The organism is Quisquiliibacterium transsilvanicum, from assembly GCF_014202215.1.
Classification (GTDB): domain Bacteria; phylum Pseudomonadota; class Gammaproteobacteria; order Burkholderiales; family Burkholderiaceae_E; genus Quisquiliibacterium; species Quisquiliibacterium transsilvanicum.
In genome coordinates, this window is sequence record NZ_JACHGB010000003.1 from 409137 (window position 1) to 433421 (window position 24285).

A 24285-nucleotide genomic window follows, 5' to 3' on the forward strand; every position below is an offset into this window, starting at 1 on the left:
CAGGCGCCGCCGGGGATGGCGTGTGCGCGTTCGACGCGCGCGCCCGGCCCGCGGACTTCCCGGCCCGGCAATGCCGGCCGAAACCGTCACCCGAGGACATTCATGAACGGCCAGCCTGCAACGCCCACCGAGCTCGAGATCAACCTCATCGAGCGGGTCAACGTCGGCGACATCGTCACCCGCGCCGCCGACCTCTACCCGGACCGCGCCGCCTTCGTCGACGGCGACCGCCGCACCGACTACGCGACGCTGGAGCGGCAGGTGAACCGGCTCGGCAGCGCCCTGCTGAGCCTGGGACTCAAGCACCAGGACGTGGTCGGCGTGATGGCGCGCAACTGCACCGAGATGATGGTGGCCTACTTCGCCTGCGCGCGCGCCGGGCTGATCTGCGCGCCGGTGAACCTCGGGCTGCGCCCCGACGAGATCGCCTGGTGCCTCAACGACGCGAAGGCGAAAGTGCTGTTCGCCGAGCAGGCGCTGGGCGAGATGGCCACGCAGGTGCTCGCGGTGGAGATGCCCGCGCTGGAGCACCGCTTCTGGATCGGCGGCGACGGAGAGGACGGCTTCGATGCGCTGCTGGACCGCGGCAGCGAGGCGCCGCTGGAGGCGATGGTGGGCGACCGCGACATCGTGCAGCTGCTCTACACCAGCGGCACCACCGCCAACCCGAAGGGCGTGCTCACCAGCCACCTGGCCGTGACCATGGCCGGGCTGTCGAACGCGATCGCGCATCACACCGGGCCGGGCTTGGTCACCTACGTGGCGCTGCCGCTGTTCCACTGCGCAATGCTCAATTCGATCACGATGCCGGTGATGGTGCTGGGCGGCACCGTGGTGCTGGCCAAGGGCTTCGAGCCGCACGAGGCGGCGCGGCTGTTCGACGAGCACGGCGTGCAGCTGATGGTGCTGCTGCCGATGATGTACGGGCTGCTGCTGACCGATCCCGGCCTGAAGTCGCGCACCTTCCCGTCGATGAAGCGCGCGATGTACGCGATGGCGCCGATGCCCGAGGAGCGGCTGCACCAGATCCACGCAATGTTCCCGAACGCCGACGTGGTGCTGGGCTCGGGTCAGACCGAGTTCACGCCGGCCACCTGCGTGCAGCGCCCCGAGCATCAGTGGAGCAAGTCCGCCACCTGGGGCACGGCCACCGCGATGACCCGCGTGGCGGTGATGGACGAGGAAGGCCGGCTGCTGCCGCGCGGCGAGACCGGCGAGCTGGTCTACCGCGGCCCGCAGGTGATGAGCGGCTACCTGAACCAGCCCGAGGTCAGCCGGCAGAGCCTGCGCCACGGCTGGTTCCACAGCGGCGACGTGGCGCACATCGACGAGGACGGCGCGATCTGGTTCAAGGACCGCTTCAAGGACGTGATCAAGACCGGCGGCGAGAACGTCGCCTCGATCGAGGTCGAGCGCTGCCTGATGGAACACCCCGAAGTGGCCGAGGCCGCGGTGGTGGGCGCGCCGCATCCGCGCTGGGGCGAGGCGATCACCGCGGTGGTGGTGCGCGCGCCGGGCGGCACGGTGGACGAGGCCGCGCTGCTCGAGCACTGCCGCGCGCACCTGGCCGGCTTCAAGGTGCCCAAGGGCATCGTGTTCGTCGACGCCTTCCCGCGCACCGGCACGGGCAAGATCCAGAAGCACGTGATCCGCGGGGAGCTGGAGAGGTTCTACGAGCGCTGAACGCGCGGCGTGGAGCGCCGGAGCGCCGCCCGGGATGCCTCGAGCACCCGCAGGCGGCGCATCAGCGGCCCTCGAAGCCAGCCAGGGGCTCGTCCGGCAGCGGTGCATCGAAATCCGCCGGAACGATCAGCCTGCCCTCGAGCAGCCCGAACCTGACGCGGCGTTTCGGCGGCGCGAGCCGGGTGATGCGCACCAGCGGCTTGCCGTTGCGGCTGATCGCGACGTCCTCGCCCGAAGCGGCCTTGTCGACCAGCTTGGCAAGCTGGGCCTTGGCCTCGTGGATGTCCACGGCTTGCATTGCTCGGGGCTCGGATCCAATCTGATGCAAGCACACTCAGCCTGACGGTGGTTCCGTGTCAAGAGAACGCGGCAGCAGGCCTCCTCGTCAGGCGCCTGCACTGAGTCCTGTCACGGAACCAGGCGGCGCCCGTCCGCAGCTCACCTGTACTTGCGCAGCTCCAGCTTGCCGATCTGGTTGCGGTGCACCTCGTCCGGACCGTCGGCCAGGCGCAGCACGCGCGACATCGCGTAGGCGTGGGTCAGGCCGAAGTCGTTGCTGGTGCCGCCGCCGCCGTGCGCCTGGATCGCCCAATCGATCACCTTCGCCGCCATGTTGGGCACCGCCACCTTGATCATCGCGATCTCGGTCTTGGCCACCTTGTTGCCCACGGTGTCCATCCGGTGCGCCGCGTGCAACGTCAGCAGCCTGGCCTGCTCGATCATGATGCGCGACTCGGCGATGCGCTCCACGGTCACGCCCTGCTCGGCCACCGGCTTGCCGAAGGCCACGCGCGACATGCTGCGCCGGCACATCTTCTCCAGCGCCCGCTCGGCCAGGCCGATCTGCCGCATGCAGTGGTGGATGCGCCCCGGCCCGAGCCGGCCCTGCGCGATCTCGAAGCCGCGCCCCTCGCCCAGCAGCAGGTTGGACGCAGGCACGCGCACGTTCTCGAAGATCACCTCGGAGGCGCGGTCGGGCATGCCGTAGAAACCGAACACCGGCAGCGGGCGCACCACCTTCACCCCGGGCGTGTCCATCGGCACCAGGATCATCGACTGCTGGCGGTGCCGATCCGGGTTGTCCGGGTCGGTCTTGCCCATCAGGATGGCGATCCTGCAGCGCGGGTCGGTGGCATTCGTGGTGTACCACTTGTGCCCGTTGATGACGTAGAAGTCGCCGTCGCGGCGGATCGAGGTCTCCACGTTGGTGGCGTCGCTGGAGGCCACGTTCGGCTCGGTCATCGCGAAGCAGGAGCGGATCTCGCCGGCCAGCAGCGGCTCGAGCCACTGCTTCCTGTGCTCCTCGGTGCCGTAGCGCTCGAGCACCTCCATGTTGCCTGTGTCGGGCGCCGAGCAGTTGAAGACCTCGGGCGCCAGGAAGGATCGGCCCATGATCTCGCACAGCGGCGCGTACTCCAGGTTGGTCAGCCCCGCGCCGCGCTCGGACTGCGGCAGGAACAGGTTCCACAGCCCCGCGGCCTTCGCCTTCGGCTTGAGCTCCTCGACGATGGGATGCACCTTCCAGGGGCCGAGCTCCTCGGCCTCGCGCACGTGCCGATCCTCGTTCGGATAGATGTATTCCTCCATGAACGCGTTGAGCCGTTTCTGGAGTTCGACGACTTTCGGGGACGGATCGTAGGACATCGCTTTTCCTGTTTTCGAGAAGTTGGACAGGCCGGCCTCGATACACTCGACCCGACCCCCGGATGATCCCCGCTTCGCCCCTGCACCGGGAAGCCCGGACGCTCCACGACCCAGGAAAAGGAAACGAACGATGTCCCACGAAATCGTCATCCGCGGCGGCACGGTCGTCGACGGCAGCGGCCGCGAGGCCTTCCGCGGCGACGTCGCCATCGACGACGGCCGCATCACTGCCGTCGGGCGGGTCGACGGCCCGGGCCGGCGGGAGATCGACGCCGAGGGCATGACGGTGACGCCCGGCTTCGTCGACATCCACACCCATCTCGACGCGCAGATCGGCTGGGATCCGGACTGCACGCCGCTGTGCTGGCACGGCATCACCACCGCGCTGCTGGGCAACTGCGGCGTGACCTTCGCGCCCTGCAGGCCAGGCGACCGCGAGCTGCTCGCCGCGATGATGGAAACCGTGGAGGACATCCCGCGCGAGGCGATCCTCTCCGGCCTGCCCTGGGACTGGGAGGACTACGGCGGCTACCTGGACGCGATCGAGCGCCTGAAGCCGGGCATCAACGTGGCAGGGCTGGTGGGCCACAGCGCGCTGCGCTTCTACGTGATGGGCGAGCGCGCCGTGGAGGAACAGGCAACCGACGAGGAGCGCCGGCGCATGGCCGAGCTCACCGCGCAGTCGATCGACCGCGGCGCGGTGGGCTTCTCCACCAACCGCTTCGCCGCCCACAAGCTGCCCGACGGCCGGGCGATCCCAGGCACCTTCGCCGACCCGGCCGAGCTGGTCGAGATCGCGCGCCAGGTCGGCCCGCGCAAGGCGCTGATGCAGGCGGTGGGCGCCGACTTCGACCTGCTGCGAACGCTGGCGGACGACGGCCACAGCCGCGTGCTGTTCAGCTACGGCGTGGGCCCTGACGGCGCGCTGGCGCCGCAGCGGCGGGCCGAGCTCGAGGAGCTGTGCCGCGGCCGCGAAATGACCGCGGTGGCGCAGGTGCGCAGCTCGGGGCTGCTGTTCGGCCTGCAGTCGGGGCTGCCGATCGCCAACCGCGGCCCCGCCTGGAAGCGGCTGCGCGCAATGGGGCTGGACGAGCGGCTCGCTGCGATCCGCGACGCCGGCCTGCGCGCAACGCTGGTCGAGGAGGCGAAGCAGCACGGTTTCCCGACCATCCTCGGCGCCGGGATCGAGCGCGTCTACTACATGGGCGACGGGCCCACGCCCGACTACGCCGCCGGCGACGAGCGCCAGCTGTCCGCGATGGCGGCGGCGGCCGGCGAGCACTGGTCGGAAACTTTCCTGCGCCTGTCTATCGAGACCGGCGGCCGCGCGCTGTTCACGCTTCGCATGTTCAACCCGGACATGGAGGCGCTCGGCCACCTGATCAGCAGCGATGACTGCCTGCCGGGGCTGGGCGACGCCGGCGCGCACGTCACGCAGGTGATGGACGCGGGCTGGGCCACCTTCATCCTGTCGCACTGGGTGCGCGAGCGCGGCCTGTATTCGCTGGAGGAAGGCGTGCGGCGGATCACCTCCGCGCCGGCCCGCGTGATCGGCCTGAAGGACCGCGGCGTGCTCGCGCCCGGCATGCGCGCCGACGTCAACGTCTTCGACGCAACCCGCATCGGCGAGCGCCAGCCCGAGATCGTCCACGACTTCCCCGGCGGCGCGCCGCGCTACGTCCAGCGCTCCGTCGGCTACAGGGCAACGCTGGTCAACGGCCGGGTGAACCTGCTCGACGGCGAGCTCACCGGCGAGCGCGCAGGACAGGTGCTGCGGCACGGGCACTGATCCGGAGGGCGCCAGGGGGGTATCCTGTCGGCCCGACCGACCGGAGAGTCGCCAGGAATGCCCTCCCCTTCAACGACGCTGGCACCGCTGCGGCGTGCCGGCGCGTGCGCCGCGCTGCTGGCGGCGCTCGCCGCATGCGCGCCGCTGGCGCCGCCGGCGGCCGAGCCCCGGCCGGGCATCCCGGCCGCCTTCCCCGGCGCCTCCGGCGGCGACTCCGCGCCGGTCGCAGCGGCAACCGCATGGCAGGACTTCTTCACCGAGCCGGAGCTTCGCACGCTGATCTCGGGCGCGCTCGAGCACAACCGCAGCCTGCGCGCCGCGGTGCTGCGCACCGAAGAGGCCCGTGCGGCCTGGGGAATCCAGCGGGCGCAGCGCGCCCCGGGGCTCGCCCTGGCGCTGGAGGGGGCGCGCAGCCGGATTCCCGGCGACCTCAGCCCGACCGGCCAGCCCGTCGTCGGCGACCAGTTCCAGCTCGGCGTGGGCTTCACCAGCTGGGAGCTCGACTTCTGGGGGCGGATCCGCAGCCTGGAGGACGCAGCGATCGAGGGCTACCTGGCCACCGACGCTGCCCGGCGCGCAGCCACGATCGGCCTGGTCGCACAGGTTGCGCAGTCCTGGCTCGCTCTGCGCGAGACCGAGCGCAGGCTGCTGCTGGCGCAGCGCGCGCTGGACAGCCGTGCGGAATCGCTGAGGATCCACCGGCGCCGTGTCGAACTCGGCGCAAGCTCGCGGCTGGAGCTCACCCAGGTGGAGCTGCTTTTCCGTCAGGCGGCCAGCCTGCGCGCGCAACTGGAGCAGGCGCGCGCAGCGCAGGCGAATGCACTGCGCCTGCTGGCCGGCAGCGAGCCCGATCTGCCGCAGGCGACCGCGGACGGCTCGCCGCTTGCGCGCCTGCCGGAACTTCCTGCCGACCTGCCCTCCTCGCTGCTGCTCGAGCGCCCCGACCTGGTCGCGGCCGAGCACCGGCTGCGCGCCGCGGGCGCGAACATCGCCGCGGCGCGGGCGGCCTTCTTCCCGCGGATCGCGCTGACTGCCACCGCCGGCACCGCCAGCGCGGCGCTCGGCGGCCTGTTCGAGGGCAGCGGACGGGCGTGGACCTTCGCGCCCTCGGTGATGCTGCCGATCTTCGACGGCGGCAGGCTGGGCGCGGCGCTGGAGCTCGCGGCGATCCGTCGCGAACAGGCGGTGGTCGACTACGAGAATACCGTGCAGGCGGCGTTCCGCGACGTCGCCGACGCGCTTTCGGCGCGCCGCTGGCTGGGCGAACAGGCCTCGATCCTGGAGGAGACGCTGCAGCTGCAGGCCGAGCGCGCGCGGCTCGCACGGCTGCGGCACGCCAGCGGCGCGGCCAGCTACCTTGAAGTGCTGGACGCCGAGCGCGAGCTGCTCACCGTCGAGCAGCAGCTGGTGCAGGCGCAGCGCGCCCACCTCTCCGCCCAGGTTGCCCTGTACGCGGCGCTCGGCGGAGGTGCGCGGCACCTGCCGGCCGCCGACCCCGGCGCCTCGAACCGAGCCAACCCGGCTGCCCCGGAAGCAAGACGATGACCCCTGCACGCAAGAAGACCCTGGCCCTGCTGCTGGCGATCGCCGCCGCTGGCGCCGTCTACTACTGGCAGTCGACGCGCGGCGCCGACGACACCGAAGGCTTCGCCAGCGGCAACGGCCGGATCGAGGCGGTCGAGATCGACCTTGCCACGCGAATCCCCGGCCGCCTGGAGGAACTGCTGGTCGCCGAGGGCGAGTTCGTGCGCGCAGGCCAGCCGCTGGCGCGGATACAGACGGATTCCCTGCGGGCGCAGCGCGACGAGGCCGAGGCGCGCCGGCAGCAGTCTCTGCACGCGGTTGCGACCGCAGAGGCCCAGGTGGCGCTGCGCGAGAGCGACCGCGAGGCCGCGCGCGCGCTGGTCGGCCAGCGCGAGAGCGAGCTCGACGCGGCGCGCCGCCGGCTGCAGCGCTCGGAGACGCTGTCGCGCGAGGGCGCAGCGTCGATCCAGGAGCTCGACGACGACCGCGCCCGGGTGCGCAGCGCGCAGGCCGCGCTGGCGGCAACCAGGGCCCAGGCCCGCGCCGCCGACGCCGCAGTCCAGGCGGCGCGCACCCAGGTGACCGCGGCCGGCTCTGCGGTGCAGGCGGCCGAGGCCAGCCTTGCGCGTATCGACGCGGACGTCGCCGACAGCACGCTGACGGCGCCGCGCGACGGGCGGGTGCAGTTCAGGGTGGCACAGCCCGGCGAGGTCCTCGGCGCCGGAGGCAAGGTGATGAACCTGGTCGACCTGTCCGACGTGTACATGACCTTCTTCCTGCCTGAGACGCTGGCCGGACGCGTGGCGCTGGGAAGCGAGGCCAGGATCGTGCTGGATGCCGCGCCCCAGTACGTGATCCCGGCGAAGATCTCCTTCGTCTCCAGCACCGCGCAGTTCACGCCCAAGACGGTGGAAACCGCCAGCGAGCGCGAGAAGCTGATGTTCCGCGTGCGCGCGCAGATCGACCGCGAACTGCTGCTTAAGCACCTCGAACAGGTGAAGACCGGGCTGCCGGGCGTGGCCTGGGTGCGGATCGACCCGCAGGCTGAGTGGCCCGCCCGGCTGGCGGTCGACGTGGGCCGCTGAGCCCGCGAACCCGATGACGAGCCGCGAACATCCCGTCGCGCCGGTGGCGCGGATCTCCGGCCTGCGCCATCGGTTCCGCCGCACCGTGGCGCTCGACGGGATCACGCTCGAGCTGCCCGCGGGCCGGATCGTCGGGCTGATCGGTCCCGACGGGGTCGGCAAGTCCACCCTGCTCGGAATCGTCGCCGGTGCACGTGCGCTGCAGGACGGCGAAGCGATGGTGCTCGATGGCGACATGCGCGACGCCGGCCACCGGCGGCGGGCCTGCCCGCGCATCGCCTACATGCCGCAGGGGCTGGGGCGCAACCTGTATCCCACGCTGTCGGTCGAGGAGAACCTTCAGTTCTTCGCGCGGCTGTTCGGCCACGGCGCCGGCGAGCGCCGGCGCAGGATCGACGCGCTCACGCGCAGCACCGGCCTGCACGACTTCCTCGCGCGGCCTGCCGGCAAGCTGTCCGGAGGCATGAAGCAGAAGCTCGGGCTGTGCTGTGCGCTGATCCACGACCCCGACCTGCTGATCCTCGACGAGCCGACCACCGGCGTGGACCCGCTGGCAAGGGCGCAGTTCTGGGAGCTGATCGCGCGCATGCGCGCGCAGCGGCCGGGGATGAGCGTGATCGTGGCCACCGCCTACATGGACGAGGCGCAGCGCTTCGACTGGCTGGTCGCCATGGACGCGGGCCGGGTGCTTGCCACCGGCACCCCGGGAGAGCTGCTCGACCGCACCGGCAGCGCCACGCTCGAGCAGGCCTTCGTCGCACTGCTGCCCGAGGCCAGGCGCCGCGGCCATCGCCCGGTGGAGATCCCGCCGCTGCGGCTGTCCGCCGACGATGAGATCGCGATCGAGGCGCAGGACCTGACGATGCGCTTCGGCGACTTCGTCGCGGTCAGCCAGGTCAGCTTCCGCATCCGCCGCGGCGAGATCTTCGGCTTCCTCGGCTCCAACGGCTGCGGCAAGTCCACCACCATGAAGATGCTGACCGGACTGCTGCCGGCCAGCGAAGGCAGCGCACGGCTGTTCGGCAGGGAGATCGACCCGCACGACATGGCCACCCGGCGCCGCGTCGGCTACATGTCGCAGGCCTTCTCGCTTTACGGCGAGCTCAGCGTTCGCCAGAACCTGGAGCTGCATGCCCGGCTGTTCCACGTGCCAGAACCGCAGGTGCCCGGCCGCGTCGACGAGATGGTGACGCGCTTCGGGCTGCGCGAGGTGCTCGACGAACTGCCCGAGCGGCTGCCGCTGGGGGTGCGCCAGCGGCTTTCGCTGGCGGTGGCGATGGTGCACAAGCCGGAACTGCTGATCCTCGACGAGCCGACCTCCGGCGTAGACCCGGTCGCGCGCGACGAGTTCTGGCGGCTGATGGTCGAGCTCGCTCGGCGCGACCGCGTCACGATCTTCATCTCCACTCACTTCATGAACGAGGCGATGCGCTGCGACCGGATGTCGATGATGCACGCCGGCCGCGTGCTCGACAGCGACACTCCGGCCGCGCTGATCGAACGCAGGGGCAAGTCGACGCTGGAGGAGGCCTTCATCGACTACCTGCTGGAGGCGGACGCAGGGGCGGGGAACGCAGCGGGCGCCGGGGAACCCTCTGGCGACGTGACCGTCGGCGGCGTGGCCGAAGCCCCAGCGGGCGCGGCAGCCGCCCCGCTTTCGACGATGGCGCGGATGCGCCGGCGTTTCGGGCGCGCCTACAGCTACACCTGGCGCGAAGCGCTGGAGCTGCGCCGGGACGGCGTGCGGGCCACCCTGGCGCTGCTCGGCTCGCTGCTGCTGATGTTCGTGATCGGCTTCGGCATCAGCATGGACGTCGAGGACCTGCGCTTCGCGGTGCTCGACCGCGACCAGACCTCGCTGAGCCGCGACTACGCCTACGGCCTCTCCGGCTCGCGCTACTTCACCGAGCGCCCGCCGCTGGCCGGCCACGACGACATCGACCGGCGCATGCGCAGCGGCGAGATCTCGCTGGCGCTCGAGATCCCGCACGGCTTCGCGCGCGACGTGTTGCGCGGCACCCCGGTTTCGATCGGCGCATGGATCGACGGCGCAATGCCCGCGCGCGGGGAGACCATCGCCGGCTACGTCCAGGGCATGCACGTCCACTGGCTGTCGCAGCAGGCGCTCGAGCGCGCGGGATCGGTGCCCGGCGCACCTGCATCGGTCGAGACCCGCTTCCGCTACAACCCGGACGTGCGCAGCCTGCCTGCCATGGTGCCCGCGGTGATCCCGCTGCTGCTGCTCATGCTGCCGGCGATGCTGACCGCGCTCTCGGTGGTGCGGGAGAAGGAGCTCGGATCGATCGTCAACCTCTACGTCACGCCGGTCCGGCGCAGCGAGTTCCTGCTAGGCAAGCAGCTTCCCTACGTCGGCCTGTCGATGGTGAACTACCTGCTGATGTGCCTGCTCGCAGTGACCGTCTTTGGGGTGCCGATCACCGGCAGCTTCGCGACGCTGACGCTGGCAGCGCTGCTGTTCGCCTTCAGCGCAACCGGCATGGGCCTGCTCGCGTCGACGGTCACCCGCAGCCAGATTGCCGCCATGTTCATCACGATGATCGGCACGATGATCCCGGCGACCCAGTTCGCCGGCCTGATCAATCCGGTGGCTTCGCTCGAGGGCGCCGGGCGGGTCATCGGCGAGCTCTACCCGGCCAGCCACATGTTCACGATCAGCCGCGGCGTGTTCAGCAAGGCCCTGGGCTACGAGGACCTGAAGTCGTCCTTCTGGCCGCTGCTGCTGGCCGCACCGGCGATCCTGGCGGCGTCGATCGCGCTGCTTCGCAAGCAGGAGGCCTGAGCGCAATGGCCAACGCCAGCACCGGTTCGGGCGTCCTGCGCAGCCTGGCGAACATCTGGCGCCTGGGCGTCAAGGAGCTCTGGAGCCTGTGGCGCGACCCGGCGATGCTGGTTCTGATCGCATTCACCTTCACGGTGTCGGTGTACACCTCCGGCGCGTCGATGCCCGAGACCCTGCACATGGCGCCGATCTCGTTCGTCGACGAGGACGACTCCGCGCTGTCGGCGCGGATCGCTTCGGCCTTCCACCCGCCGCACTTCACGCATCCCGCCAGGATCGCGCTCGGGGAGGTCGACCGCGAACTCGACGCCGGCCGCACCACCTTCGCGCTGACCATCCCGCCGGGCTTCCAGGGCGACGTACTCGCGGGCAGGGCTCCGCAGGCACAACTGAACGTCGACGCGACCCGGATGAGCCAGGCCCTCGGCGGCGCCGGGGCGATCCAGCAGATCGTGATGGGTGAGGTCACCGAGTTCCTCCAGCGCCACCGGGGCAGCGCCGTGCCGCCGGTGGACCTCGCGCTGCGCGCCCGCTTCAACCCCGCGATGGACCCGTCCTGGTTCGGCTCGCTGATGCGAATCGTCAGCGACGTCAGCATGCTGTCGATCATCCTGGCCGGCGCCGCGCTGATCCGCGAGCGGGAGCACGGCACGGTGGAGCACCTGCTGGTGATGCCGGTGACTCCGGCCGAGATCATGCTCGGCAAGGTCTGGGCGATGGTCCTGGTGGTGCTGGCCGCGACCGGGCTCTCGCTGCGCTTCGTCGTCCAGGGCGCGCTGCAGGTGCCGATCGAGGGCTCGGTGGCGCTCTTCCTCGCGGGGACGGCGCTGCACCTCTTCGCAACCACTTCGATGGGGATCTTCATGGCGACCCTCGCGCGCAGCATGCCGCAGTTCGGCCTGCTGATGATGCTGACGATGATGCCGCTGGACATGCTCTCGGGCGGAATGACGCCGCGCGAGAGCATGCCGGAGTTCGTCCAGTTCGTCATGCTGGCGGCGCCAACCACGCACTACACCGAACTCAGCCAGGCGATCCTTTTCCGCGGCGCCGGCTTCGAGACGGTCTGGAGTTCCCTCCTGTGGCTAGCCGCGATCGGAGGCCTGCTCTTCTCGTTCTCCCTGGCGCGATTCCGCAGGACCCTCGGGAGGATGGCATGAACTGGAAGAGACTCGATCCACGGTCCGCGCACGCCGCGGTCGCCCAAGCCCTGGGCGCCGCCCTCGCGACGGCGCTGCTGGCGATCGCATCGACAGGCACCGCCCGCGCCGCCTGCGCCGCGGACGGCGCGGAAGCGATCCGCCCGGTCATCAACGTCCGCGTCGACAACGACATGTTCGGCGGCCTGGGCCAGGACCAGGGCTACAGCAACGGCTTCCAGGTCACGCTGATGTCCGCCAACCTTAAGGAATTCGGCGACCCGGAATGCCTGCCGACCCCGGTGCGCTGGGTCGACCGCTACCTGACCTGGATGCATCCGCGCGGGCTTGACCAGAAGAACGTTGTGGTCGGATTCGGGCAGGCGCTGTTCACGCCAACCGATCGGGAGCCCACCGCGCTGCTGCCCGACGACCGGCCCTATGCGGCCGCGCTGCTGCTGTCCGTCGGCTACAACGCGCGCAGCGGCGACCGGCTGCAGACCTCCCACCTCAGGGTCGGCATCGTCGGCCCTTCGGCGCTGGGCGAGCAGACGCAGAACGGCTGGCACAAGATCTGGGGAATCGACCAGTTTCGGGGCTGGGACAACCAGCTGCGCGACGAGCCGGTGTTCCAGCTGGTGCACGAGCGCATGCAGCGCTGGGCGCCGCCGCCAGCGGACCGGCTGAGCTGGGATGCCATCGGGCACTGGGGCGCGAGCCTGGGCAACCTGCTCACCTACGCCAACGCCGGCATCGAGGTGCGGATGGGGAGCCGGTTGCCCGACGACTTCGGCAGCGACCCCCTGCGCCCGGCCGGCGAGAACACCGCGCCGCTGCGCCGGACGCCGCCGGACGAGTGGAGCTGGCACGCGTTCGCCAGCGTCGACGTCCGCGCAGTGGCCCACAACATCACGCTGGACGGCAACCTCTGGAAGAACAGCCACAGCGTGCACAGGCGGACCTTCGTCGCCGACTTCGGCCGCGGGCTCGCGGTCACCTACGGCCCCTGGAAGCTGGCGCTGGCCCACTACAACCGCACCCGCGAGTTCGACGGGCAGCGCGCGCGCCCCGCCTTCGGCAGCATCACGGTCAGCCGCCGGTTCTGAGGCGCCGGCAGGCGAAGGGCCGGTCCGCGCAGGCGCACCAGCCGAGCCCGGACGCGCCGTTCAGTCTCCCAGGTCGACCACCGTCGCGAGCGGAAGGTCCGGCGGCGTCTCCCAGCCCGAGAAGACGAGCGCCCGGTCGGGGTCGCCCGCGGCGGCGTGCAGCCTCTCGCGCACGAACGCGATCGACGGCCGATCCAGCGCGCCGAAGGGATCGTCGACCAGCGTCACCGGCGCGCGCGAAGCCAACGCCGCGGCCAGCCAGAGCTTTCGCCGGGAACCCGTGGAGAGCATGAACAGCTTCTTGCCCATGTGCTCCTGCAGCGAGAGCCCCTCGACCAGCGCATCCAGCAGGTCGAGGTCGAAGTCCGGCCACTGCGCGCGCACCGCCGCCAGCGCCTCGACCGGCGTCACCTGCTCGAAGGCCTCGGCTCCTGCGCCCGCGAGATGCACCTGCCTGCGGTAGCCGGAGGGGTCGCGATCGAGTTCGATGCCCCTGACCTCGAGCCGGCCGGCCCGCGGCCGGACCCCGCCCGACAGCAGGCGCAGCAGCGTGGTCTTGCCGCGGCCGTCGCCGCCTCGCACCAGCGAGAGCCCGGCGGGCAGCGTGAACGAGAGCTCCTCGAACAGGACGAGGCCGGTGTGCCCGAAGCTCAGCTCGCGAGCCCGCAGCACGGCCGGCTGGCGGAGCGTGTCCGCGGGAAGATCGATGACGGAATCCATTGCGCGCCGAGCCGGTTGAGCGGCGCCGAGTGGGCGGGGCGCCTGGTCAGGGCAAGCTTACACGCTGCCCTCCCTTGACGCAGGCGCCCGCCCGCCGATACCTTCGAGAGGCGCCCGCCGGCTGCCCGAGGCGGAACGACGCCCGCGCAGCCCACCGCAAGGACGCCCTCACGTGACACCCGCAGACGGGCCCCGCCCGATGCTGATCGGCGGCCAGCAGGTGCCAGGCAGCCTGGCCCCGCTGGTTTCGATCGACCCCGCCACCGGCGCGATCAACCACCTCGTCGGCAGCGCAGGCCCCGCGGAGGTCGACGCGGCGGTCGCCTGCGCGGCGGCCGCGGCCGCGCACCGCTCGTGGTCCGCGCTGCTGCCGCCGCAGCGCGCGGCGCTGCTGCATCGCATCGGCGAGCTGATGACCCGCGACGCCGCCCTGCTCGCGCGCCTGCAGCGGCTGGAGAACGGCAAGGTGCAGGCGGAGTGCGAGGCGCAGGTGCGCAGCGCCGCCGCCACCTTCCGCTACTACGCTGCGGTGTGCGAGACCCAGGGCTCGGAACTGACGCCCGCGCGCGGCGACTACCTGTCGATGACGGTGCACGAGCCCTACGGCGTGGTGGCCGCGATCACCCCCTGGAACTCGCCGCTGACGATGGAGGCGCAGAAGGTCGCGCCCGCCCTTGCAGCGGGCAATGCGGTGCTGCTCAAGCCCTCTGAGCTCACGCCGTCCACGGCGCTCGAGCTCGGCCGCATCGCGCTCGAAGCCGGACTGCCGCCGGGCGTCCTCAACGTGCTCCCGGGCCGCGGCGCGGAAACCGGCGCCGCGCTGCTCGCCCATCCCGGCGTGCGGATGCTGTCCTTCACCGGCGGCACCGCCAGCGGCCTGCGCATCGCCGAGGCGGCCGCGCGCCGGCTGCTGCCGGTGGCGCTGGAGCTCGGCGGCAAGTCGCCGCACATCGTCTTCGAGGACGCCGACCTGGACGCCGCGGCCGAGGCGGTCTGCGGCGGGATCTTCGAGGGCAGCGGGCAATCCTGCGTGGCCGGCTCGCGCCTGTTCGTGCAGCGCTCCGCCTGGGCGGGGGTGCTCGAGCGCGTCCTTGCCCGCGCGCGCGCGCTGCGGGTCGACCTGCCGGATGCGCCCGGCGCCCAGATGGGGCCGATCGCATCCTTCGCGCATCGGGACGGCATCGAGCGCATCGTCGACGCGGCACGCGCCGGCGGGGCGCAGGTCCTCGCCGGCGGCGGCCGGCCCGAGCAGGCACGGCTGGCGCGCGGCGCCTTCTACCTGCCCACGGTGATCGCCGGCATCGACAACCGGGCCGAGGTCGCACGCCGGGAGATCTTCGGCCCGGTGCTCTGCGCGCTGCCCTTCGACGACGAGGACGACCTGGTCGCCCAGGCCAACGACTCCAGCTACGGGCTGGCTGCGGGCATCTGGACCCGCGACTTCCCGCGCGCCTGGCGCATCGCTCGCGCGCTGCAGGCGGGCACCGTCTGGATCAACACCTACAAGCAGCTGTCCATCGCCACACCCTTCGGAGGCTTCAAGGACAGCGGACTCGGCCGCGAGAAGGGCATCACGGGGATGCGGCTGTACCAGCAGGCCAAGGGCATCTACGTCGGCCTTGCGCGCTGAACGCCCACTCCAGGAGGACACCGCATGACTCTCGCAGACCGGCCCGCGCGCCTCGGCTTCATCGGCCTGGGCGTGATGGGCGAACCGATGTGCCGCAATCTCGCGCTGAAGTCGGGCGCCGAGGTTCGCGCCTCGGACCTGGACCCCGCGCCGCTGGAACGCCTGCGGGCGCACGGCATCCGGTCGGCCGGCAGCGTCGCCGAGGCGGCACGCGACGCCGACGCGGTCTTCCTGTCGCTGCCCTCGGGCGCGGTCGTCCAGTCGCTTGCCGAAGCGCCCGGCGGGTTGCTGGAGAACGCCGTTCCCGGGCAGATCATCGTCGACCTGAGCACCTCCCCGGTGGACCTCACGCGCGAGCTCGCCCGGCGCTTCGCCGAGCGCGGCGCGGTCTTCGTGGACGCGCCGGTGGCGCGCACCCGCGCGGCCGCCGAGGCCGGCACGCTGTCGGTGATGGTGGGCGCCGACGCCCCGGTCTTCGAGCGCATCCGGCCCTGGCTGGCCTGCTTCGCCAGCGACATCACGCTGTGCGGCCCCTCCGGCGGCGGCCAGATCGTCAAGCTGCTGAACAACATGGTGCTGTTCGAGACCGTGATGGCGCTGTCGGAAGCCAAGGCGATCGGCGAGCGCGCCGGCGTGGATCCGGCACTGCTCTTCGAGACGCTCTCGAAGGGCTCGGCCGACAGCTTCGCGCTGCGCAACCACGGCATGAAGGCGATGCTGCCGGGCGACTTCCCAGAGCGCGCCTTCTCGGTCAGCTACGCGGCGAAAGACCTCGCCTACGCGCTGGCGCTGGCCGCGGACACCGGCGTGGCGGCGCGGGGCGCGCAACTGGTGCGCGCGCTGTTCGAGCAGGCCGAGGAGGCGGGCGTGGCGGACCGCTACTTTCCGGTGATCAGCACGCTGCCGGGCTCCTGAACCCGGCAGGCCGCCGCGCTGCGCTCACCCCCGCGGCGGCAGGTGCAGGCAGGCGATCCCCAGCTCGTCGCCCTCCAGCCGCGGGTAGCGCTGCAGCACCAGCGGGTCATGGCCGGGCACCACGTGCTCCGGAGAATCGGCTTCGGCCAGCAGCCGCCGGTGGCCGTCGAGCATGTCCGCCACGTTGTAGACAATGGGGAAGGGCCGGCCCTGCTCGAGGTTCTCGTAGTAGTGGCTGGCGTCGGAGGCCAGCACCACGCGCCCGCGCTGCGTGGCGACCCGCACCGACTGCAGGCCGCGCGTGTGGCCGCCGATCAGCAGCAGGTCCACTCCCGGCGTGATCGTCGCGTCGCCGGCGTGGAAGACCACGCGGTCCGCATACACCTTGCGCACCAGCCCGACCACGTCGTCCACCGAGTAGGCGTGGCGCATCTGCGCGTGGCACATGCAGCGGCCGGTGGCGAAGTCCAGCTCGGCGTCCTGGACGTGGAAGCGCGCCTTCGGCAGCTTGTCGAGGTTGCCGGCGTGATCGTAGTGCAGGTGGGTCAGGACCACGTCGCTGATGTCCTCCGGCGCCAGCCCGAAGACGCGCAGCGACTCGATCGGACAGCGGGTGAGCACGCGGCCGCGGCTCGCGGCGCTCTGTGCGTTGAAGCCGGTGTCGACCAGGATGTTGCGTCCGCCGCCGCGCAGCAGCCAGACGAAGAAGTCCAGCGGCATCGGGCCGTCGTGCGGATCGTGGCCGATGAAGTTGTCGCTGCGCATGCGGTGCACGCTGGCGTAGCGGATCGCGTAGACCTCGTACTGCGTCGCTGCATCGGTTCGGTTCATGCCTTCTCCTCGCCTTCGTGGGGTTGGTTCGCGCGCCCGAGCCGGCGCCGATTCAATCGTCGCCCAGGCCCAGCCGGTTCGGCTGGCGCCGCTCGATGGACCACTTCAGCAGGGCCGCGCCGCGGTAGACCCCGTGGGCGAACTTGCCATAGGGCAGCGTGAGGAACAGCGCCATCACCACGCCCAGGTGGATTGCCAGCAGCAGCGGCAGCGCCGCGGTCTGCCGGGCCAGCATCAGCAGCAGGCCGGTGAGCGCCGCCAGGAACAGCAGCGCGATGAAGCCGCGGTCCATGCCGCGCTGCGCCGGCTCGCCCTGCATCGGGTCGCGGCGCAGGTTCAGCCGCCACAGCCCGGCGGTGCCGGCCAGCAGTGACAGGCCTCCCGCCGTGCCCAGCAGCTTGGGCAGGCTGGCGAACCCGTAGGGTGCCGTCCAGCCGAAGCCGTAGTGGTAGAGGGTGCCCGCGCTGGTCGCCGCGAAGCACAGCATGAAGCCGTAGAAGGTGAAGTGATGCCAGCGCCGCCGCGCCAGCGTGAACGCATCGTCCTCCTCGTTGCAGCCGTCGCCGTGGCCGCCGTCGAGGTACTTCAGCCGAAGCGCGTCGCCGGCGGCCTCTCGTACCGCGTCCGCGCCGGGCCGCCCCGGCGGCGCCTCCCTCCAGAAGCGGCGCACGCCGATGCCCAGCGCCAGCACCGCGAACAGGAACACCGGGGCGAACATCCCCACCATCAGCCCGTGGGGGAAGACGGCATAGAAGTCGCCCGCCGGCCGCGCGCTCCAGAGCGCCCCCTCCCGCAGCAGCGCCAGCACCAGGAACAGCGCGAGCCCCGCGGCCAGCGCCACCGACAGCACGAGTCCGTTGCGCGCATAGAGCCTGCCGAGCGCGGCCGGCCAGGCGTGGTCGGTGTAGGTGCGCACCCGCACCCTGGCCATCGTCCGCGGGACGTTGATCGCGAACTCGTGCGGCGGCGCGTACTGGCAGGCATGCAGGCAGGCGCCGCAGTTGTGGCACAGGCTGGCCAGGAAGTGGACGTCGGCCCTGCCGAATTCGAGCCGCCGCGTCATTGCCGGGAATACCGCGCAGAAGCCCTCGCAGTAGCGGCAGGCGTTGCAGACCTGGAGGACCCGCGCGGCCTCCGCCTCGTCGGGGCCGGGCGCGTGCAGGTCAGGCAGCATCGGAAGCCTCCGTGTCCGCAGGCGTCGCACGCCCCGGTGGCGTCGCGGTCGTCCGTCGCGCGGCGGGCCCGCGCTGAGCGCGTGAGGCGGCCGCTGCGCGCTCCCCCGCGATCCGCCCGAACGCGGTGCCGATCGCCATGCCCACGCCCGCCGTGTAGCCCTGGCCGAGCACGTTGCCGGCCATCATCTCGCCCGCGGCGAAGAGGTTGGCGCTGGGCTCGCCGCCGAAGTGCACCGCCGCCCGCTCGTCGACCCTGAGGCCGAGGTAAGTGAAGGTCACGCCAGGACGCAGCGCGTAGCCGTGGAAGGGCGGCGTGTCGATCGGCAGCGCCCAGTGGCTCTTGGGCGGCGCCAGCCCCTCGGTGCGGCAGTCGTCCAGCCGGGTGTGGTCGAAGCTTCCCGGGCGGCAGGCCGCGTTGTACTCGCCGATCGTCCGCACGAAGGCCGCCTCGTCCAGTCCCAGTGCCCGCGCCAGCTCCGCGATGGAGCCGGCCCGCACACCCGGAAACACTGGCGGCATGAAGCGCCCGAGCGCCTTGGCGTCGATGACCGACCAGGCGATCTGCCCGGGCTGCTGCGCCACCAGCCGGCCCCAGATCGCGTAGCGCTTGGGCCAGAAATCCTCGCCCTCGTCGTGGAAGCGCGCGGCCTCCCGGTTGACGACGACGCCCAGCGAGACGCAGTCGATCCGGGTGCAGATGCCGCCGTCGTAGAGCGGCGCGCGCGCGTCGATCGCCACCATGTGCGCCTGCGTCGGGTCGCCCACCGAGTCCGCGCCGGCGTCGAGCATGAAGCGCAGCACCGTGCCCCGGTTGTAGCGGGTGCCGCGGATCAGGAAGTTCTCCGCGGGCCACTCGCCGCGCTCGTTGCGGCCCCAGGCCTCGCGCAGCCAGTCCAGGTCGGACTCGAAGCCCCCCGCGGCCAGCACGCAGGCGCGCGCCTCGATGCGCTCGCCGCCGACGAAGGAGGCCTCGAAGCGGCCGTCGCGCAGCGCCAGCCGGTCGACCGGCGCGTCGTAGCGGACCGCCACGCCCATCCGCTGCGCGCTGCGGTGATAGGCGTTGACCAGCGCCTTGCCGCCGCCCATGAAAAAGGCGTTGGTGCGCGCGGTGTGCAGCGCGCCAGAGAGCGAAGGCTGGAAGCGCACCCCGTGCCCGCGCATCCAGTCGCGGCAGGTCGACGAAGCGCGGATCGCGATGCGCGCCAGCCGCTCGTCGGTCAGCCCGCCGGTCACGGTCAGCAGGTCCTGCCAGTACTCCTCCTCCGGATAGGCGTCGACCAGCACGTCCTGCGGCGCATCGTGCATGCAGCGGATGTTGCGCGTGTGCGCCGAGTTGCCGCCCCGCCATTCGCGCGGCGCGGCCTCGAGCAGCAGGACGCTCGCCCCCGCCTCGCGCGCGCTCAGTGCGGCGCACAGCGCGGCGTTGCCTCCTCCGACCACCAGCACGTCCAGCACGTCTCGTCGCTCCTTGCCAGCGGTCGACTCTAGGCCGGTAGTGGATCCTGCGCCAGTGCGCAGGCACGCGCCGGTTCCGGCTTTCGTCATGCAGGCCCGATGCACCCTCACCGGGGCATCGGATTAGCCTGATCGCCCTGCCCCTGCGACCGGCCTCGGGACGCCTCCAGGTGATCGACGGTGAAGGCGAAGTCCTCCGCGAGACCTCGCTGGACCTGGCCCGCGAACAGCCGCGCCACCTCCCGTCCGACGACCGGGAGGCCGCATCCCGCCTGGAACTCGAGCGTCAATCGACTGCTGGCCGGCGAGCGCTCGACGAGTCGACCGACGCCCGTGGCAAACACCGGCAGCGCTGCCATCCGGATGTCCAGCCAGGCATCGACCCGCGCGACGTCGACCCGCTGCCAGCGCGAACGATGCCGCATCGTCTGCCAGCGGCCCGCGACCACCCCGGCCCATCGCGGCAACCCCTCGGCCGCGACCGGTGCACTGCGCTCGAGTTCGACCTCGATGCGTGTCTCGTCAGCATCGAAGCGCAGGATCCGCAGTGCCCTCGAACCGAGCGCGCGGTACTTGTGCTCGACGTAGTCGCGCGTGCCCAGGACTGCCCAGAGCTGGCCGATCCCTGCGGGATACGACTGGGTCACCCGGAAGCGGTCGTCGGCAGGCGCCTCGGACATGTCGACCCTCCTGGTGCGTTTCACGCCGGATCCGCGCGAGAATAGCGCGGGCCGTACACCTGCGCGATGATTTGGCCCGATTTCGACGGAGACATCGCATGAACGACAACGAGCGAATCATCATGGACTTCATCGCGGCGTGGTCGCGGCTGGACGCCGACGAGATCGTGTCCTACTTCGCAGACGACGGGGTGTACCACAACATGCCCAGCAGGCCGGTGCAGGGCCGCGAGCAGATTCGCGCCTTCGTCGCCGGCTTCCTGAAGCCATGGACCAGCACGCAATTGGACATGCTGAACATCATCTCCCGCGGCGACCTGGTCATCGCCGAGCGCTTGGATCGCACCACCGCCGGTGAGCGGAAGCTGGACCTGCCCTGCTGCGGCGTCTTCGAGATGACCGACGGCAAGACCAAGGCCTGGCGTGACTACTTCGACATGCCGACGTACACCCGGGCGATGACGGGCTGACGGGGAAGCCATGCCGAAGAAAAAGCTGGCGGTAGTCGAGGAACTCGCCGATCTACGGAGACGGCAGAACCAGGACACGGCGGAGTTGAAGCGCACCCGCATCTTGGACGCGGCAAGCACGCTCTTCCATGAGTTCGGCTACCGCGGGACCAGCGTCGACGCGATCGCCGAGCGGCTCGGCGTGACCAAGCCATTTGTCTACGCACATTTCAAGGGAAAGGCGGAGATTCTGGCCGGCGTCTGCGGCCGAACCACTGCCTTCGCCGCTTCCGCAGCCGAGGCCCACGCCGACCAGCCCGGACCGGTGCGCGCGCGGCTGGCCGCGATGGTCTGGGAACTGACGATCCGGATCATCGAAGGCCGCATCTATCTCGCTGTCTACTTCCGGGAAGAGATGCACCTGCCAGCCGACGCGTACCGATCCCTGTCGAGCAACCGTCGTCGGTTCGACCGGGCGCTGTCGCGGCTGCTCAAGCAGGGAGTCGAGTCGGGTGAGTTCGACATCCCGCACGTGTCGGTGGTCACCCAAGCGATCACGGGCATGACCACTTGGCTATTCAACTGGTATCGCGCCGACGGCCCGCTTTCTCCGGAGCAGATGGCCGATGAGATGGCACGCCTGGTGTTGTCGATGGTGACTAAGCGCCCGCCGAGGGAGCTCGCTTCGGGCTGACGAAGCTGCGCGGGGACTGCCAGACCCCGACCGGAGCACCTCCATCCTCATGGCATGCCCGAGCCGCAGGAGGGTATCCCGCCGCACCACGGTGTGCTGCTGCACGTCTTGACACAAAATATACTGATCAGTATGGTCAACGTACTAATTCGTATACAAGAGGAGACAGACATGCGACAACTCCGCTCGCTCGCGCTAGCTGCGAGCCTGCTCGGCGTCTTGCCTGCCGCGGCCACGGCACAGATGTCGGACGGCGTGGTCCGAATCGGCATCCTCAACGACATGAACGGCCCCTATGCCGACCTCGCCGGGCCGGGATCCGTGCTCGCGGCCCAGATGGCGGCGGAAGAATTCGGCAATCGGGTGGCTGGCGTCCCGGTCGAGATCGTTTCCGCAAATCACCAGAACAAGCCCGACGTCGGTGCCGAGATTACGCGGCGTTGGGTCGACCAAGACAAGGTCGACGCGATCGCCGACGTCCCCACCTCGTCCGTCGCGCTGGCCGTCCAGAACATCGTCCGCGACAAGCAGAAGGTATTCCTCATCTCCGGCGCCGCTGCTGCCTCTCTATCGGGGAAGGATTGTTCCCCGTTCAGCATCCAAACATCTGACGATACGAACGCACTTTCCATAGGAACCACGCGCGCCGTTGTCAAGAGCGGCGCCGATTCCTGGTTCTTCCTGACGGCGGACTACGTGTTCGGCCACGCGATGGAAGCCGAGAGCACGAAGGTCATCAAGGCCCACGGCGGCACCGTGCTGGGCGGCGTGCGACATCCGCAGAACACTGCTGACTTTGCGTCCTACCTGCTTCGCGCCAAGGGGTCCGGCGCAAAAGCCATCGGTCTGGCCAACGCCGGCAACGACACCATCACGTCGATCAAGCAGGCGGTGGAGTTCGGCCTGACCCAAAGCGGACAGCGGCTTGTCGGCCTGATCCTCTTCATCTCGGACATCCACGCCCTCGGCCTCCAGAATGCCCACGGCCTGATGCTCACCGAGGGCTTCTACTGGGACATGGACCCGGTGGCACGGGAGTGGTCGCAGCGCTTCCACAAGCGATTCGGCAAGATGCCGACACGCCAACAGGCCACCACCTATGCAACGGTAGTCCATTACCTGCGGGCCATCGATCACGCGAAAACCGATGACTCGAGGACGGTCGTTGCGCGCATGAAGGCCGCCCCCATGAAGTACTTCGGCCACGAAGGCAGAATCCGCGAGGACGGTCGCTTCGTTCACGACCTTAAGCTCTACGAGGTCAAGCATCCGTCCGAATCGAAGTACCCCTGGGATTACTACAAGACCGTCACGACGATCCCGGGTGAAGAGGCCTTCGCTTCGATGGCCGATGGCGGTTGCCCACTCGTCGCCAAGCGATAGGAATCGAACCGGATGGATCTGTCGGAAGGAATTGCCAAGCTCGAGCAGCGCCGCGCGCGCGCGCTCGAGATGGGCGGCGAGAAACGGCTTGAGAGGCAGCGCGAGCTCGGCAAGCTCAACGTGCGCGAACGCGTCGCGATGCTGTTGGACGACGGCTCGTTCGAAGAGTATGGGCAGCTGACCTCGCACGTTTCTGTGCACGCACAGCAGACCGACGAGGTGACTCCGGCCGACGGCGTCGTGAGCGGCTTCGGCAAGATCGCCGGCCGATTTGCCGCGGTCATCGCCGAGGACTTCACTGTGAAGGGAGGCTCGCACGGCGTCGTGAACGCGCGCAAGAAGCTCCACATGGTGCAGATGGCTCGCCGGGAGCGCGTGCCCATGGTCTGGCTGCTGGACGGCGCCGGCGCACGGGGCCAGGAACTGATGAACGACGGGCTGCCCGACGTCACCCATTTCCTGGAGATTGCCCGGCTATCTGGAATCTCGCCCCAGGTGTCGGTGGTACTGGGGCCATGCGCCGGGGACGCTGCGCTGGTGGGGGCTGCGACGGAGTTCATCGTGATGCGAGCGGGCACCGGCATGATGGCCGCCGGCGGTCCGCCAGTGGTCAAGGCAGCCACCGGGCAGGAGGTGAGCAAGGAGGAGCTCGGCGGCGCCGAGATCCACGCGAAGGTTTCGGGGATCGTCGACCGTGTCGCCCAGACCGATGAAGAGGCGCTGGAACTCACGCGCCGGTTCTTGTCCTACCTTCCCACGAACGCCTGGGCCTACCCGCCGGCCACGGAGCCTCGGGATCCGGCGCCGGTGAACCTAGAGGCCGTTCTGCCGTCGAGGCCAAGGGCGCCCTTCGACGTGCAGAAGGTGATCCTGGGCCTGGTCGACGCCGACAGCTTCTTCGAGATCAAACCGGACTATGCCCGCATGCTCGTCACAGGGCTGGCGCGCATCGATGGGCACCCCGTCGGGGTGATCGCGAACCAGCCGATGGTGTTCGCAGGGGCAATCACAGCCGCGGCAGCACGCAAGGCCCGACGCTTCATCGACCTGTGCTCCGCGTATCACATCCCGCTCGTTTTCCTGCAGGACGTACCCGGCGTGATGACCGGCCCGGCCGCCGAGAAGGAAGGCACCCTCCGTGAGGGATTGGCTGTCGTATATGCCCTCGCCTGGGCGGATGTCCCGAAAGTGACCGTCGTACTGCGCAAGGCATTCGGCTTCGGTGCATGCGCGATGGGCGGCTGGGGCGGTGAGCAAAGCCTAGTCGTGGCGTGGCCGACCGCGGACTTCGCTTCACTGCCGGTATCCGGCGGAGTCGCCGCCGCCTTCAAGGAGGAGATCGCTAGCTCCCCCGACCCGGCGGCCAGGCAGCGCGAGATCGAAGCGAGCTTCAAGGATGGCACAGATCCGTTCAATGCGGCGGCACGTTTCACGGTCCACGACGTCATCGCACCCAACGAAACCCGGGCGCGCATCCGTCGCGCCCTAGAGCTCGCCCGCAGTCGGCGCACGCAGCAGCCCTCACCGACCATGCGCCACGGCGTCATGCCCTGAAGCACTCGTCGGAAGTGGAACCCGACTCC

20 protein-coding genes are annotated in these 24285 nt (G+C 70.5%); 13 read left to right on the top strand and 7 right to left on the bottom strand.

Going from position 1 to position 24285, the window contains the following annotated elements; genetic code table 11:
• Positions 1-102 precede the first annotated feature (102 nt).
• Complete coding sequence (locus tag HNQ70_RS08420) at positions 103-1683, top strand: class I adenylate-forming enzyme family protein (RefSeq protein ID WP_183966267.1); 1581 nt, start codon at positions 103-105, stop codon at positions 1681-1683.
• Positions 1684-1744: 61 nt separating this feature from the next.
• On the opposite strand, the gene HNQ70_RS08425 is transcribed toward HNQ70_RS08420, so the two are convergent.
• Positions 1745-1981 carry a type II toxin-antitoxin system Phd/YefM family antitoxin gene (locus tag HNQ70_RS08425; RefSeq protein WP_183966269.1) on the bottom strand — a complete coding sequence of 79 codons (237 nt, stop codon included), beginning with the start codon at positions 1979-1981 and terminating at the stop codon, positions 1745-1747.
• A gap of 140 nt (positions 1982-2121) precedes the next feature.
• Positions 2122-3327: an acyl-CoA dehydrogenase family protein gene (locus HNQ70_RS08430; RefSeq protein WP_183966271.1), complete on the bottom strand. Its 1206-nt coding sequence runs from the start codon at positions 3325-3327 to the stop codon at positions 2122-2124.
• A gap of 130 nt (positions 3328-3457) precedes the next feature.
• Here HNQ70_RS08430 and HNQ70_RS08435 point away from each other — a divergent pair, with 130 nt between their 5' ends.
• From HNQ70_RS08435 to HNQ70_RS08460, 6 genes are read left to right on the top strand one after another with little or no spacing between them, the layout of a single operon-like run.
• Complete coding sequence (locus tag HNQ70_RS08435; RefSeq protein WP_183966273.1) at positions 3458-5116, top strand: N-acyl-D-amino-acid deacylase family protein; 1659 nt, start codon at positions 3458-3460, stop codon at positions 5114-5116.
• Positions 5117-5173: 57 nt separating this feature from the next.
• Positions 5174-6661 carry an efflux transporter outer membrane subunit gene (locus HNQ70_RS08440; protein ID WP_183966275.1) on the top strand — a complete coding sequence of 496 codons (1488 nt, stop codon included), beginning with the start codon at positions 5174-5176 and terminating at the stop codon, positions 6659-6661.
• Entirely contained in the window at positions 6658-7725 is a 1068-nt protein-coding gene (locus HNQ70_RS08445) for an HlyD family secretion protein (protein ID WP_183966277.1), read from the top strand. Before HNQ70_RS08440 ends, HNQ70_RS08445 begins: the two co-directional genes overlap by 4 nt.
• Positions 7726-7738: 13 nt before the next feature.
• Complete coding sequence (rbbA, locus tag HNQ70_RS08450; RefSeq protein WP_183966279.1) at positions 7739-10525, top strand: ribosome-associated ATPase/putative transporter RbbA; 2787 nt, start codon at positions 7739-7741, stop codon at positions 10523-10525.
• Between the two features lie 5 nt (positions 10526-10530).
• Positions 10531-11685: an ABC transporter permease gene (locus HNQ70_RS08455; RefSeq protein ID WP_183966281.1), complete on the top strand. Its 1155-nt coding sequence runs from the start codon at positions 10531-10533 to the stop codon at positions 11683-11685.
• A complete protein-coding gene (locus tag HNQ70_RS08460) occupies positions 11682-12770 on the top strand; it encodes a lipid A deacylase LpxR family protein (RefSeq protein ID WP_183966283.1) in 1089 nt (362 codons plus the stop codon). The genes HNQ70_RS08455 and HNQ70_RS08460 overlap by 4 nt, the downstream gene beginning before the upstream one ends.
• Positions 12771-12830: 60 nt before the next feature.
• Here HNQ70_RS08460 and HNQ70_RS08465 read toward each other — a convergent pair whose 3' ends face one another.
• Positions 12831-13490, bottom strand: a complete 660-nt coding sequence (locus tag HNQ70_RS08465) for an ABC transporter ATP-binding protein (protein ID WP_183966285.1) — start codon at positions 13488-13490, stop codon at positions 12831-12833.
• Positions 13491-13689: 199 nt separating this feature from the next.
• On the opposite strand from HNQ70_RS08465, the gene HNQ70_RS08470 reads away from it, so the two are divergent.
• Positions 13690-15120: an aldehyde dehydrogenase gene (locus tag HNQ70_RS08470; RefSeq protein ID WP_183966749.1), complete on the top strand. Its 1431-nt coding sequence runs from the start codon at positions 13690-13692 to the stop codon at positions 15118-15120.
• A gap of 24 nt (positions 15121-15144) precedes the next feature.
• A complete protein-coding gene (locus tag HNQ70_RS08475) occupies positions 15145-16035 on the top strand; it encodes an NAD(P)-dependent oxidoreductase (RefSeq protein WP_183966287.1) in 891 nt (296 codons plus the stop codon).
• Positions 16036-16059: 24 nt separating this feature from the next.
• On the opposite strand, the gene HNQ70_RS08480 is transcribed toward HNQ70_RS08475, so the two are convergent.
• From HNQ70_RS08480 to HNQ70_RS08495, 4 genes are all read right to left on the bottom strand, one after another.
• Positions 16060-16866: an N-acyl homoserine lactonase family protein gene (locus tag HNQ70_RS08480; RefSeq protein WP_183966289.1), complete on the bottom strand. Its 807-nt coding sequence runs from the start codon at positions 16864-16866 to the stop codon at positions 16060-16062.
• A 52-nt stretch (positions 16867-16918) separates the two neighbouring features.
• Positions 16919-18040 carry a tricarballylate utilization 4Fe-4S protein TcuB gene (gene tcuB, locus HNQ70_RS08485; RefSeq protein ID WP_183966296.1) on the bottom strand — a complete coding sequence of 374 codons (1122 nt, stop codon included), beginning with the start codon at positions 18038-18040 and terminating at the stop codon, positions 16919-16921.
• Positions 18030-19496, bottom strand: coding sequence for an FAD-dependent tricarballylate dehydrogenase TcuA (tcuA, locus tag HNQ70_RS08490; protein ID WP_183966298.1), 1467 nt, complete (start codon positions 19494-19496; stop codon positions 18030-18032). Before tcuA ends, tcuB begins: the two co-directional genes overlap by 11 nt.
• Before the next feature lie 107 nt (positions 19497-19603).
• Entirely contained in the window at positions 19604-20176 is a 573-nt protein-coding gene (locus tag HNQ70_RS08495) for a DUF2505 family protein (RefSeq protein ID WP_183966300.1), read from the bottom strand.
• Positions 20177-20274: 98 nt separating this feature from the next.
• Between HNQ70_RS08495 and HNQ70_RS08500 the strand changes: the two genes are divergently transcribed.
• The 4 genes from HNQ70_RS08500 to HNQ70_RS08515 all read left to right on the top strand — a co-directional run bounded on the left by HNQ70_RS08500 (position 20275) and on the right by HNQ70_RS08515 (position 24256).
• The gene (locus tag HNQ70_RS08500; RefSeq protein ID WP_183966308.1) at positions 20275-20646 is read left to right on the top strand and encodes an SgcJ/EcaC family oxidoreductase; all 372 of its coding nucleotides are present in this window, start codon (positions 20275-20277) and stop codon (positions 20644-20646) included.
• Between the two features lie 10 nt (positions 20647-20656).
• A complete protein-coding gene (locus tag HNQ70_RS08505; protein WP_183966310.1) occupies positions 20657-21319 on the top strand; it encodes a TetR/AcrR family transcriptional regulator in 663 nt (220 codons plus the stop codon).
• A 171-nt stretch (positions 21320-21490) separates the two neighbouring features.
• The gene (locus tag HNQ70_RS08510) at positions 21491-22702 is read left to right on the top strand and encodes an ABC transporter substrate-binding protein (RefSeq protein ID WP_183966312.1); all 1212 of its coding nucleotides are present in this window, start codon (positions 21491-21493) and stop codon (positions 22700-22702) included.
• Between the two features lie 12 nt (positions 22703-22714).
• Positions 22715-24256, top strand: coding sequence for an acyl-CoA carboxylase subunit beta (locus tag HNQ70_RS08515; RefSeq protein WP_183966314.1), 1542 nt, complete (start codon positions 22715-22717; stop codon positions 24254-24256).
• Positions 24257-24285 lie beyond the last annotated feature (29 nt).

Coding starts and splice junctions, on each gene's coding strand:
- HNQ70_RS08420 (WP_183966267.1), top strand. CDS start 103: ATGAACGGCCAGCCTGCAACGCCCACCGAGCTCGAGATCAACCTCATC.
- HNQ70_RS08425 (WP_183966269.1), bottom strand. CDS start 1,981: ATGCAAGCCGTGGACATCCACGAGGCCAAGGCCCAGCTTGCCAAGCTG.
- HNQ70_RS08430 (WP_183966271.1), bottom strand. CDS start 3,327: ATGTCCTACGATCCGTCCCCGAAAGTCGTCGAACTCCAGAAACGGCTC.
- HNQ70_RS08435 (WP_183966273.1), top strand. CDS start 3,458: ATGTCCCACGAAATCGTCATCCGCGGCGGCACGGTCGTCGACGGCAGC.
- HNQ70_RS08440 (WP_183966275.1), top strand. CDS start 5,174: ATGCCCTCCCCTTCAACGACGCTGGCACCGCTGCGGCGTGCCGGCGCG.
- HNQ70_RS08445 (WP_183966277.1), top strand. CDS start 6,658: ATGACCCCTGCACGCAAGAAGACCCTGGCCCTGCTGCTGGCGATCGCC.
- rbbA (WP_183966279.1), top strand. CDS start 7,739: ATGACGAGCCGCGAACATCCCGTCGCGCCGGTGGCGCGGATCTCCGGC.
- HNQ70_RS08455 (WP_183966281.1), top strand. CDS start 10,531: ATGGCCAACGCCAGCACCGGTTCGGGCGTCCTGCGCAGCCTGGCGAAC.
- HNQ70_RS08460 (WP_183966283.1), top strand. CDS start 11,682: ATGAACTGGAAGAGACTCGATCCACGGTCCGCGCACGCCGCGGTCGCC.
- HNQ70_RS08465 (WP_183966285.1), bottom strand. CDS start 13,490: ATGGATTCCGTCATCGATCTTCCCGCGGACACGCTCCGCCAGCCGGCC.
- HNQ70_RS08470 (WP_183966749.1), top strand. CDS start 13,690: ATGCTGATCGGCGGCCAGCAGGTGCCAGGCAGCCTGGCCCCGCTGGTT.
- HNQ70_RS08475 (WP_183966287.1), top strand. CDS start 15,145: ATGACTCTCGCAGACCGGCCCGCGCGCCTCGGCTTCATCGGCCTGGGC.
- HNQ70_RS08480 (WP_183966289.1), bottom strand. CDS start 16,866: ATGAACCGAACCGATGCAGCGACGCAGTACGAGGTCTACGCGATCCGC.
- tcuB (WP_183966296.1), bottom strand. CDS start 18,040: ATGCTGCCTGACCTGCACGCGCCCGGCCCCGACGAGGCGGAGGCCGCG.
- HNQ70_RS08495 (WP_183966300.1), bottom strand. CDS start 20,176: ATGTCCGAGGCGCCTGCCGACGACCGCTTCCGGGTGACCCAGTCGTAT.
- HNQ70_RS08500 (WP_183966308.1), top strand. CDS start 20,275: ATGAACGACAACGAGCGAATCATCATGGACTTCATCGCGGCGTGGTCG.
- HNQ70_RS08505 (WP_183966310.1), top strand. CDS start 20,657: ATGCCGAAGAAAAAGCTGGCGGTAGTCGAGGAACTCGCCGATCTACGG.
- HNQ70_RS08510 (WP_183966312.1), top strand. CDS start 21,491: ATGCGACAACTCCGCTCGCTCGCGCTAGCTGCGAGCCTGCTCGGCGTC.
- HNQ70_RS08515 (WP_183966314.1), top strand. CDS start 22,715: ATGGATCTGTCGGAAGGAATTGCCAAGCTCGAGCAGCGCCGCGCGCGC.